This is a genomic window from Pseudomonas sp. GL-R-26 (assembly GCF_019947365.1).
In the GTDB taxonomy this organism is placed as follows: Bacteria; Pseudomonadota; Gammaproteobacteria; order Pseudomonadales; family Pseudomonadaceae; genus Aquipseudomonas.
This window is the reverse complement of sequence record NZ_JAGYGI010000013.1, coordinates 179,828-190,933: the sequence shown is the minus strand read 5'-3', so window position 1 is coordinate 190,933 and position 11,106 is coordinate 179,828. Positions and strand designations below refer to the sequence as shown.

General features: G+C 57.7%; 7 protein-coding genes, 1 tRNA gene and 2 pseudogenes. 4 read left to right on the top strand and 6 right to left on the bottom strand.

Annotation, left to right across the window (positions count from 1 at the left end; genetic code table 11):
* Together KGA96_RS15955 and KGA96_RS15950 are read right to left on the bottom strand one after the other, a co-directional pair.
* Window positions 1-241: pseudogene (locus KGA96_RS15955) on the bottom strand (group II intron reverse transcriptase/maturase); the annotation flags it as partial.
* A gap of 604 nt (window positions 242-845) precedes the next feature.
* Window positions 846-2,363 carry an efflux transporter outer membrane subunit gene (locus tag KGA96_RS15950; protein ID WP_080925259.1) on the bottom strand — a complete coding sequence of 506 codons (1,518 nt, stop codon included), beginning with the start codon at window positions 2,361-2,363 and terminating at the stop codon, window positions 846-848.
* Between the two features lie 87 nt (window positions 2,364-2,450).
* Here KGA96_RS15950 and KGA96_RS15945 point away from each other — a divergent pair, with 87 nt between their 5' ends.
* From KGA96_RS15945 to KGA96_RS15935, 3 genes are all read left to right on the top strand, one after another.
* Window positions 2,451-3,071, top strand: coding sequence for a TetR/AcrR family transcriptional regulator (locus tag KGA96_RS15945; protein ID WP_223464720.1), 621 nt, complete (start codon window positions 2,451-2,453; stop codon window positions 3,069-3,071).
* Window positions 3,072-3,248: 177 nt separating this feature from the next.
* Window positions 3,249-4,370, top strand: coding sequence for an efflux RND transporter periplasmic adaptor subunit (locus KGA96_RS15940; RefSeq protein WP_223513560.1), 1,122 nt, complete (start codon window positions 3,249-3,251; stop codon window positions 4,368-4,370).
* Window positions 4,367-7,453, top strand: a complete 3,087-nt coding sequence (locus tag KGA96_RS15935; protein ID WP_223513558.1) for an efflux RND transporter permease subunit — start codon at window positions 4,367-4,369, stop codon at window positions 7,451-7,453. Before KGA96_RS15940 ends, KGA96_RS15935 begins: the two co-directional genes overlap by 4 nt.
* A gap of 282 nt (window positions 7,454-7,735) precedes the next feature.
* Here the strand turns inward: KGA96_RS15935 and KGA96_RS15930 are convergent.
* From KGA96_RS15930 to KGA96_RS15920, 3 genes and pseudogenes are all read right to left on the bottom strand, one after another.
* Window positions 7,736-7,870: pseudogene (locus tag KGA96_RS15930) on the bottom strand (integrase); the annotation flags it as partial.
* A gap of 911 nt (window positions 7,871-8,781) precedes the next feature.
* Window positions 8,782-10,065 carry a tyrosine-type recombinase/integrase gene (locus KGA96_RS15925; protein WP_223513556.1) on the bottom strand — a complete coding sequence of 428 codons (1,284 nt, stop codon included), beginning with the start codon at window positions 10,063-10,065 and terminating at the stop codon, window positions 8,782-8,784.
* Between the two features lie 173 nt (window positions 10,066-10,238).
* A tRNA-Asn gene (locus tag KGA96_RS15920) sits at window positions 10,239-10,314 on the bottom strand.
* A gap of 227 nt (window positions 10,315-10,541) precedes the next feature.
* Here KGA96_RS15920 and KGA96_RS15915 point away from each other — a divergent pair.
* Window positions 10,542-10,772, top strand: coding sequence for a hypothetical protein (locus KGA96_RS15915; RefSeq protein ID WP_008007186.1), 231 nt, complete (start codon window positions 10,542-10,544; stop codon window positions 10,770-10,772).
* Here KGA96_RS15915 and KGA96_RS15910 read toward each other — a convergent pair.
* Complete coding sequence (locus KGA96_RS15910) at window positions 10,769-10,978, bottom strand: hypothetical protein (protein WP_046038165.1); 210 nt, start codon at window positions 10,976-10,978, stop codon at window positions 10,769-10,771. The genes KGA96_RS15915 and KGA96_RS15910 overlap by 4 nt on opposite strands.
* Window positions 10,979-11,106 lie beyond the last annotated feature (128 nt).

Below are 11,106 nucleotides of genomic sequence, written 5' to 3'. Positions count from 1 at the left end.
CACCCGGTGCGCCCTTGTTGCTGACTACGCGTTGATACGCACGCTTGAGGTTAGCCGGTGCAAGCACCCGCTCCATCAGCGTGTCCGGCTCCGCGTTCGTCCACGCCACAGACGCCGTCGATGCTTGCGCCCTGTCAGCCGTCATCCTCGGATACCGTCCGGGACTTGGGGAGACAGTCTTCTCTTGGAGAATATTCTGCGTTTCAGCATTCGTCGAGACTCTGGCGCCTACTGGCGGCATAACCTGTTCGGCCCTTGGTGGCGGGGTTATTCGCCACTTACTACGGCCTCGGCTGACTTCTGCACGCTCATCCCGTCGCCTCTCGACGCTCGGTAGCACACTGGCAAACGTGCAGATCTCCCAGGGTAATTCGCGTGACCTTCCTGCTTATGCCTGTCGGATCTACGTCACAGCGTTCTGTGCAAGTATCGGGCTTTGAAGATGCTTGCCTTCTTACCCCGCTGCGCCGCCTCTATCCGCTTCCTGTTCGTCAGGCCAGCAGTTTGCCTCGGGCTTCCTTCAGATTCGCAGTCACCCGCGACACCCTTGCCTCTGGCTAACACTTCCCCTTGCCGGGTGTGTAGAGGACTTTCACCTCCAAGTCACCAGCGAGGCCACCACAGCCAAGCTGGTTGCGCTTACGCGCAACGCGCCATGCCTGGCGCACAAACGAAAAAACCCGCCGGAAGGCGGGTTTCTGGTGGTCAGAGATTTTGAAAACCTTCTCTGAACATAATCTGGCACGACCTGGACTCGAACAGAAAAATAAGCATTTGTTCTACAATGAAATTACTCTGTTTTTTAGTATATATATCCCTACGATTATCCTAATCCAGCCCGTATTTTATTGGAGTTCTTTCGATATCCCTGGATCAGGAAAAACCATTCGAGTTTCCGCTCTTTTTGAGACAACGCGAGCATCTGAGTCATCTCGCTGCCAACCGCCGCCCAATGCTTTGAACGTGGCCACTGCAGCGCGAGCCGATTCAGTTTGTGCCTGGGCTCTGCCATCAGATGCCGCTAGGAGATGTTCATCGGCATCCAGCACTTCGATCAAGCTGACCGCGCCTTTTTCATAGGCGGCAAACGATGTCGCTCTGGCTTTCGCATACGCCGACTCGCCCTGGGCGAGCTGGGTCGATTGTTGCTCGCGGTTGATCCGTGCCGAAACAGCGCTTTCCACATCTTCGCAGGCCCGCAGAACGGACTGGCGGTAAGCGGCCAAGGCTTCGGCTTCCTGGCCCTTTGCCAAATCAATCTGGGCGTTGATGCGGCCAAAATCGAACAGCCGCCAGCGTAATCCCAGTGCCGCCGAAGCCTGACTGGCGCCGTTGCTGAACAGGTTTGCGCTGGATACCGATGTAGCACTGCCGAGCAGCGCAGCCACAGACAGTTTGGGGTAGTACTCGGACATGGCTTCGCCGATGCGCGCGCTGGATGCCGCAAGACGGCGCTCCGCGACGATCAAGTCTGGACGCCGACGCAGCAGGTCGGCTGGAGCGCCCATGTCCGAGAGGCCTGGCACCTCAGGGATGGGCGCCAGCTTAGTCAACTGCGCGCTGTAAGTGCCGGGCGCCTTGCCCAACATGACATCCAGCGCATTCATTGCCGTGTCAATGCCTGCTTGCAGTACCGGCACGGTGGCCTGCGCTTGGTTCAGCGCGCCTTGGGTCTGGTTCAACTGCAGTTCAGCCGCCAGGCCTTTTGCGTAGAGATGTTCGATGGTGGTGAGCAGTTGTTGTCGTGTGTCTACTTGCTGCCGGGCGATTTCCAGACGTGCTTGCAGGCCACGGATGCTGATGTAAAGGTCGGCTGTTTGCGCGACCACTGCCAGGCGTGTGGCAATCGCTCCGGCTTGCGAGGCCTGATAATCGGCGAAGGCCGCTTCTTTACCTCGGCGCAGCCCGCCAAACACATCCAGCTCCCAACTGGCATTCAAATTCGCCTCATAGGCACTGCCGTAGCGATTATAGGAAGGGTCTGAATTCAGCACTTGGCCTAACGGAGTCTCCAATGACTGTCGGGCTCGGGCCGCTTGACCGTTGACGGTGGCCGACGGCAGGAGTGCTGCGTTAGCGGCCCCCAAACCGGCGCGAGCCTGATCGATCCTTGCGCTTGCCTGGGCTAAATCGAGGTTCTGTTCAAGTGCTCGATTTATCAGCTGACTGAGTATCGGGTCATTAAATGCGTTCCACCAAGCGGCGAGATCGGCATTTGCGGCGGCCACTTGTCGTGCCTTGGACGTTTGCGCCGAGAAATGCTCGGGCAATTCCACACGGGGTTTTGAGTAGTCGGGGCCCACTGCGCAACCTGCAACCATACCCAAACACAGTAAGACGGCGAAACGAGGAGGAGGGTACATGCGATACCTGCGAAAGGGTCGGTTTGTGACGATATTACAATTTGGTCACAAGTTGTCAACCACCTTTGGGATGAGTAAGCTGCTCGCATGAATCAGCCATCAGTTTCTTCGCCCAGCGCCCGTGGCCCAGCCGATCACGACATTCGAGACCAGATTGTCGCGGCGGCCAACGAACATTTCAGTCAATACGGTTATGGCAAAACAACGGTTTCTGACCTAGCCAAGGCCATCGGCTTTTCCAAGGCTTACATCTACAAATTCTTTGAATCCAAGCAGGCGATTGGTAACGCTATCTGTACCAATTGCCTGACTGAAATCGTTGCGGCAGTGGAGCAAGCCATCAATGTAGACGGCATCTCGCCGACTGAACGTTTTCGGCGCCTGGTCAAAACCTTAATCGCTACAGGTGTGAGCCTGTTCTTTAACGACCGTAAACTCTACGACATCGCAGCGTTCGCCGCGTCGGAGCGATGGCCCAGCTCACAAGTCTATGACGCTCAGATCAAGAGCTTCGTGTTGCAAATCGTGCGTGAGGGGCGAGAGCTCGGTGAGTTTGAACGCAAGACTCCGCTGGACGAGACGGTAGAGGCGATTCATCTCGCTCTGCGGCCCTTCATCAATCCTCTGCTATTGCAGTACAACCTCGATTTTGTTGAAGAAGCCCCTTCTCTCATCTCCAATCTTGTTCTGCGCAGCCTGATGCCTTAAACCTCTGCTGACGGATGCGCTGCGCATCCGTATCAGCGTGTGCGCCTGAAAAAACTAGATATCGAGCCTCTTTGCTTTGCTCTGATCAAGTGGGCGATGTTCATTCGTCTCGGTAGTGACTATTGACATAAATGGTCACTTGAATAAGCATGGTGCATCCGCTACCGAGAGGTCTTTATGATCCAGCGCCACCGCATGTCAGCCATTTTCATTGTCTTGTTGCCGTTTGCCCTAGCGGCCTGCAACGAGGCCACGCCTGCCGATCCTCGCCTTCAAGTGCCCTTGGTGCGCATCGGCGTGGTTCAACCCTCCGCGCCTGCGGCACGGGTATTCACCGGTATCGTCGCGGCCCGAGTTCAGAGCGATCTCGGTTTTCGGGTACCTGGGAAGGTCTTGGAGCGTTTGGTGGATGCTGGACAGAGTGTCAAGCGCGGGCAGCCACTTATGCGAATCGATGCCAACGACCTGACGCTGACCGCGCGGGCACAGCAGGAAGCGGTACTGGCCGCCATGGCCCGAGCTCGGCAGGCCTCCGATGACGAGTTTCGCTACCGTGATCTGGTGTCCGTCGGAGCGGTATCTGCTTCAGCTTACGCAGGGTTCAAAGCAGCTGCCGACTCGGCGAAAGCCCAACTCAACGCTGCCCAGGCCCAGGCTGATGTGGCGAAAAACGCGACCGGTTATTCGACGTTGCTGGCGGATGCTGACGGGGTGGTAGTGGATACCTTGGCGGAGCCGGGGCAGGTAGTTGGCGCAGGGCAGGTGGTGGTACGCGTTGCCCATTCAGGGCAGCGCGAGGCCGTGATCCAGTTACCCGAGACGCTACGTCCTGCGCTGGACTCGGCGGCGACGGTTGAGCTATACGGCCAGCACCAGACTGCAGGTAAAGCGCGTTTACGCCAGTTGTCCGACTCTGCCGACCGACAGACCCGAACGTTTGAAGCGCGTTATGTGCTGGAGGGGGCACTCTCCAACGCCACCCTGGGTTCGACAATCTCAGTGGTTATCGCTGACACGGATGTTGCTGATGCCAAGGAATTACAGGTGCCCATGGGGGCCCTCTACGACGCCGGTAAAGGCCCGGGGGTCTGGGTGGTGGGCGGGGAACCTGAGCAGGTGGCATGGCGCCCGATCAAGGTTCGCGGCCTGAATAATGAGGCCAGCGTGCGCGTGACGGGGGATCTGCAGGTGGGTGATCGTGTTGTCGCATTGGGTGCTCACTTGCTGAGCGGGGGAGAGAAGGTCAGGACTGAACTCGCCGATGCTCCGCAAAATTCAGTGGTTGAGGTAAGTCGATGAGCGGCTTCAATCTTTCGGCGCTGGCCGTACGCGAGCGCTCAATCACCCTGTTTTTGATCCTGCTGATTTCTGTGGGTGGGTTGTACGCCTTCTTCAAACTGGGGCGTGCGGAAGATCCCGCATTCACCATTAAACAAATGACGGTGGTCACCGCCTGGCCTGGGGCGACGGCCCAGGAGATGCAAGACCAGGTGGTAGAAAAGCTGGAAAAACGCATGCAGGAACTGCGTTGGTACGATCGGACCGAGACCTTTACCCGGCCCGGCTTGGCATTCACTACGGTGTACCTGCTCGACAGCACGCCCCCCTCAGCCGTCCAGGAGGAGTTTTACCAGGCGCGCAAGAAAATCCTGGATGAGCAGAAGGGGTTGCCGTCTGGGGTGATCGGCCCGATGGTCAATGATGAGTATTCCGATGTCACCTTCGCGCTCTATGCGCTCAAGGCCAAGGGCGAGCCCCAACGTCTGTTGGTGCGCGAAGCCGAGAGCTTGCGCCAGCGTCTGCTGCATGTGGCGGGTGTGAAGAAGGTCAACATCATCGGTGAACAGGCCGAGCGCGTTTTTGTCGAGCTGTCCTACGAGCGTCTGGCGACACTGGGCATTTCTGCACGAGACATCTTCAGTGCGTTGAACACGCAAAACATGATAACGCCGGCCGGTTCGGTAGAAGCGAAGGGGCCCCAGGTTTTCATCCGCCTGGATGGCGCGTTTGATGACCTGCAGAAGATTCGCAATACCCCGCTGACAGTGCAGGGCAGAACCCTCAAGTTGTCCGATGTGGCTGAGGTCAAGCGCGGTTATGAGGACCCCGCGACATTCCTGGTACGCAACAACGGCGAGCCGGCACTGTTGCTCGGCGTGGTCATGCGCGATGGCTGGAACGGCCTGGATTTGGGGAAGTCGCTGGACGCTGAGGCCACAGCGATCAATGAGCAGATGCCTTTGGGCATGAGCCTGACCAAGGTCACGGATCAGGCGGTGAATATTGGCGCATCCGTCAACGAGTTCATGGTGAAGTTTTTTGCTGCCTTGGGCGTGGTGCTGCTGGTGTGTTTTCTCAGCATGGGCTGGCGTGTCGGCGTTGTGGTTGCCGCAGCGGTGCCGCTGACTCTGGCGGCCGTGTTCATTGTCATGGCGGCCACGGGCAAAGACTTCGATCGAATTACCCTGGGCTCGTTGATTCTGGCGCTGGGGCTGCTGGTGGACGATGCAATCATTGCCATTGAAATGATGGTGGTGAAGATGGAGGAGGGCTACGACCGAATCAAGGCCTCCGCTTATGCCTGGAGCCACACGGCCGCGCCGATGTTGTCGGGGACGTTGGTGACGGCGATCGGCTTTATGCCCAACGGTTTTGCCAAGTCGACCGCTGGTGAGTACACCGCGAACATGTTCTGGATCGTTGGCATTGCGCTGATCACTTCCTGGGTGGTGGCTGTGGTGTTTACCCCTTACCTGGGCGTCAAACTGCTGCCGCAGATCAAGGTGCCTGAAGGCGGGCATACGGCGATTTACGGTACACCGAACTACCAGCGTTTCAGGCGCCTGCTGGGCAGTGTGATCCGCCGCAAAGGCCTGGTGGCGACATCCGTCGTGGGCTTGTTTGTTGTTGCGATTCTGGGCATGGGCGTGGTCAACAAGCAGTTCTTCCCCACGTCCGACCGACCTGAGGTGCTGGTTGAGGTGCAGATGCCTTACGGCACCTCTATCGAACAGACTGATGTGGCGGCGGCCAAGGTCGAGGCGTGGTTGGCTCAGCAGCCGGAGGCCAAGATCGTCACTGCTTACATTGGCCAGGGCGCGCCGCGGTTCTACTTGGCGATGGCCCCTGAACTACCCGATCCATCCTTCGCAAAAATCGTCGTCCTGACCGCGAATCAGCAAGAGCGTGAGGCGCTCAAGCTCCGCCTCAGACAAGCGGCGGCCGATGGCTTGGCGCCTGAAGCCCGCGTGCGGGTGACGCAGTTGGTATTTGGTCCTTACTCACCGTATCCGGTGGCCTTTCGGGTGATGGGCGCCAACCCCGCAGTGTTGCGGGATATCGCCGCACAGGTGCGTGCGGTCATGACCGCCAGCCCCATGATGAGGACCGTCAACACCGACTTGGGCGAGCGCGTGCCGGCACTTCATCTCACGCTGGATCAGGATCGCCTGCAAGCATTCGGCTTGACCTCGACCGATGTCGCGCAACAGCTGCAATTTCTGCTCACGGGGGTGCCTGTCACCGAGGTGCGTGAGGACATTCGTTCGGTTCAGGTGGTCGCTCGCTCCGCTGGTGAGACGCGTCTGGATCCATCGAAAATTGCCGCCTTCACGCTGACCGGCGTCCAAGGCCAGCGCGTTTCGCTGTCCCAGGTAGGGGCGGTGGATGTGCGCATGGAAGAGCCCATCCTGCGACGTCGTGATCGTACGCCGACAATAACCGTGCGCGGTGACGTGGCTGAAGGTCTTCAGCCTCCCGATGTCTCCAACGCCTTGATAACGCAGTTGCAACCCATCATCGAAAAGCTGCCGGCGGGCTACCGCATTGAGTTTGCCGGCGCGATCGAGGAGTCGGGTAAAGCAAACAAGGCATTGCTGCCGTTGTTCCCGATCATGATCGCGCTGATGTTGCTGACCATCGTCATTCAGGTGCGCTCGATGTCGGCAATGATGATGGTGTTCGCCACCGCGCCTTTGGGCCTGATTGGTGTGGTGCCAATTCTGCTGCTGTTCCAGCAGCCGTTCGGGATCAACGCCTTGGTGGGATTGATTGCCTTGTCAGGGATTCTGATGCGCAACACGCTGATCCTCATTGGCCAGATTCACTCTAATAAGCAAGCCGGTCTGTCGCCTTATGACGCAGTGGTCGAAGCCACTGTGCAGCGTGCACGGCCAGTGATTCTCACGGCGTTGGCGGCGATGCTGGCGTTCATTCCGCTGACCCATTCGGTGTTCTGGGGAACGCTGGCGTACACCCTGATTGGCGGTACGTTTGCCGGCACAGTGCTGACCTTGGTGTTCCTGCCAGCGATGTACGCCCTCTGGTTCAAGATCAAGCCTGAGCCCGCGCATGAGCTTGCAGCGAACACTCATGTTGCTTGATACCTGCGTGCCTGGATCGTCTCAAAAAGGAAAATCGATATGAGCTCGTTGGCCCAGTTTACTCAACAGTTTGATCCCGCTGCGCCCTTCGTGGCTCCGGCCAACTGGCTCCAGGGAAGAACTGTGTTTGACGGGCTATCTGCAGCCCTGTCATTGCAGGCGGTGTTGTTTGAGGCATGGCCGGATTGTGGGCACGCCAGACCGTAGCGATTTTTACCTAGCGTGCAGTGAACTCTGCGCAATAGTTGTTTCTGCTATCCCACCTTCAGAGATTACCGCTTACCACCGATCACTGTGCGCTTTGACCGTGCCGTAATGCCAGCCGCCAAACCGGTCTTTCAACGCCTATGGCCCGGCATAGCTCAATTGCCGGCCGTAGCCAAAATTCCGCCCATTCCTTCTACCGACCAATGCCATGATCAAATTACTCTCGAAGCCAAACCGTTGAAACTTTCCCTCACGTCATCCCGCCAAGAATGTTGAGTGTTATCAGGGATCAAGGCCCCTGCGACCTGTGAGGGTTGTCCGCTAACGCGGGACTGGCGGCTCTTTACGACCGGGAGCATGGGCATCTCATGATCTGGCCTCCTGAACACTTCCGAAGACGTGGGCGGGTGGAGGCTGCGCTGGCTGACGAGACCGGCGCCGCGAGATCCTGAGTCGGGTGAAGGCAGTGAGACGATGACCAGGGCGCGCCTGACTGTCAGTCAGGTGCAGTCCATTCCCTGGGCTGCGGCACCATCATCTGCATCGCTGTTGCTGGTGACTTCGGTATTTGTCACGCCGATTGTCACGAGGGGGAATGCCGCAAAGCCTTGTACTAGGTGGGCTGCAGCAGCGGTAGGAGCGCCCGTCTCTTTCCGGGAGAAAGAGACGGGCGCAGGTTGGCGCAGTGAAATGGCCAAGCGAATAGGTTGCTGCAGAGCAGCTATGAAAGGGGATGAGTTGCCGCAGTGGGCACACTGGTAAAAGTAGGCATCCATCACATCGCTGTGACCGTGCGAGCCGCCGGACGCTAATCGCACTTTGGGAGAACCACCACGGTGTGGCGTAGCCTTAAAGGTTCTGGCTACCTGGGTTGCTGTCAACGACAGCGCTTTGCCCGACCTTTTCTACGCCTGTGGAGAATTCGGGTCAAGGCTCGAATTGTTGGGAGTTCTGCGGCTGCGGATGAAATTATCCACCGATGGAAATCAGTGGTTTTCCGCAGACAATTGTGTGGGCTTTAGATTTTTTAAGTGAGGTCCATCCAAACAGGGCGGCTTTGCAGCCCCACTTGGATGGATCCGCGTGGACAAGCGGATCACTGAGATATGAAGACCGAGCGCTTACTCAGTTGCGCCACGTTTTGCTTTTAGGCGAGTGACGTTCGCACCCGTCTGATTGGCGAATTCGCGTGGGCTGACATGCTTCTGCTGATTAGCCTCAAGGTAGCGACTCCACCAGTTCATGATCAGCCTGCGCTCCTCGATGAACTCTGCCTTGTGGATGTAAGCGGCGCGGACGTTGTTGCGTTCCTTGTGGCTCATCTGCCGCTCGATGGCTGAGTCCGTCCACAAACCTGACTCGATCAGTGCGCTGCAGGCCATCGAACGAAACCCATGGCCACAGATCTCGGATTTGGTGTCGTACCCCATCTTCCGAGGCGCGCTGTTCACCGTGTTTTCGGACATTGGTTTCCAAGACTTGGTATCGCCTGCGAACACCAAGTCAAATTTGCCTGTGATTGCGTGGATCTGCTCGAGCAGGGCGATCGCTTGCGGCGATAAGGGTACAAGATGGATATCGCCTGCCATCTTCGTACCCCTTGTGGAAAAGGGTACGCCTTCCAACGCTGGTCGCGTGTCGGGTATTTCCCAGGCGCCACGTTTGAGGTCGAACTCGCTCCAGCGGGCGAAGCGCAGCTCGCTGGAGCGTACAAACACGTGCAGCGACAGCAAGACCGTCAGCCGGGTAAGTGCCCGGCCTTTATAGGTGTCGATCCGTTCCTGCAATTCAGGCAGGCGCGATAAGGATAAAGCGGGGCGGTGGACGACCCGCGAGGCTTTGATCGAGCCTTCGAGGTCGTAAGCAGGGTTTACGGTGATGAGCCGGAGGCGCTTTGCTTCGCGCATGATGCTCTGCAGGTAGTTTTGTACCCTTAAAGCAACGTCTATCGTTCCGCGCCTCTTGATCACTTCCAGGGGTCGCATAAGGTCGTGGGTGTCGAGGTCGACAATGGCGCGGGCGCCGATCAGCGGGAAGAGGTGAGTTTTGAGGCGACTCATCACTGTCTTGGAATAGTCCGGTGCCCACTTGGCTGACATTTCCGTGTGCCAGCCGAGGGCAACGCTTTCAAAGGTGCGGCCTTTGATCAGAGCGTCCGTCTTGGCTTGGTTCTTGGCTCCTATAGGGTCAATGCCATCCGCCAGCATTCGCTTGGACTCCAAGCGCTTGCGGCGCGCAGCCGCGAGGCCAGCGATGGGGTAGTTGCCGAATGAGGTCAGTCCTTCCCGGCCATTGGGTTGGACTAGAAGGTAAAGGCCGTCGCCGTCGAAAAGCTTGTAGGCGCGGTCTGTGGGCTTGGCCGAACGGCAAGTGGAGTCGGAGAGTGGAGCAGTAGTGCGCGACATAAGGGTACTCCCTTTTATCGAGCTGACCTTCTACCCCAAACTCTATCCTTAAAACGGTTGGTATCCACCAGGATTCACGAGAATCCGACAGAACGCCAAAACGAAAAAACCCGCCAGAAGGCGGGTTTTTCGGGGGGGTCAGAGATTTTGAAAGCCTTCTCTGGAACCTTGTCTGGCTCCACGACCTGGACTCGAACCAGGGACCCAGTGATTAACAGTCACTTGCTCTACCAACTGAGCTATCGCGGAATGGCGCGTATCTTACTGATTCAAAAAGAGAAGTCAAGCATCGAATAACAATTTGAGCGAGTCATCGGGACGGGCGGTGGTTTAGCGGCGATTGGCGGTTACCAGAATCACCCCAGAGGTCTACCATGGCCGCCCGGAAGTGGTTACACGCGCTACCGTCCATTCGCCAAAAAGGTACGCGTCATGAATCATCCAGCCATCACCCATCAAAACCATGGGGTGCGTGCATGAGCATCGCCCAGATCAGCCTGCCCAAAGGTGTCGGCCCGCACGCCGAAAAACTGTTCGACGCCATTACTCAGGCCAGTACGGCTGACGAATTAAACCGCGCGGGCGGTAAGGCCGAAGGTTTTGTCCTGGGCCTGGAAAGCACTAAAGCGATCAAGAGCCAGGTCGCGGAATCGCTGTATGTCGCCTACGACGACGCTGCCAGCCAGCGTGCGACCGAACTGGCTTAACCGCCGAAGGTAATCGTGCCAAGCATCAGTTTGGCGTAGAGCGCCGTGGCCCCCAATTGCACCAGCCACAGGGCCAGGCCGCCGAGGAATACACCAGCAGCGACTTGCATTACCAGGTTGTTGCCACGTTTTGTCGGGGCGCGGGGGATGAAATGATCCAGATCATCCAGGTCATCGCGGTCGGCGCGCAGGTCATCGTTTTTCATGTGGGTTCTCGCAGGAATTCCAGGGTGTATACAAGTCTGTGGAGTTTAGAGGGCAGAGCCACTGCTTTGAGATTAATCTGCAACAAATAAAAAACGGGAAGCCATATGGCTTCCCGTTTTTCATTTCA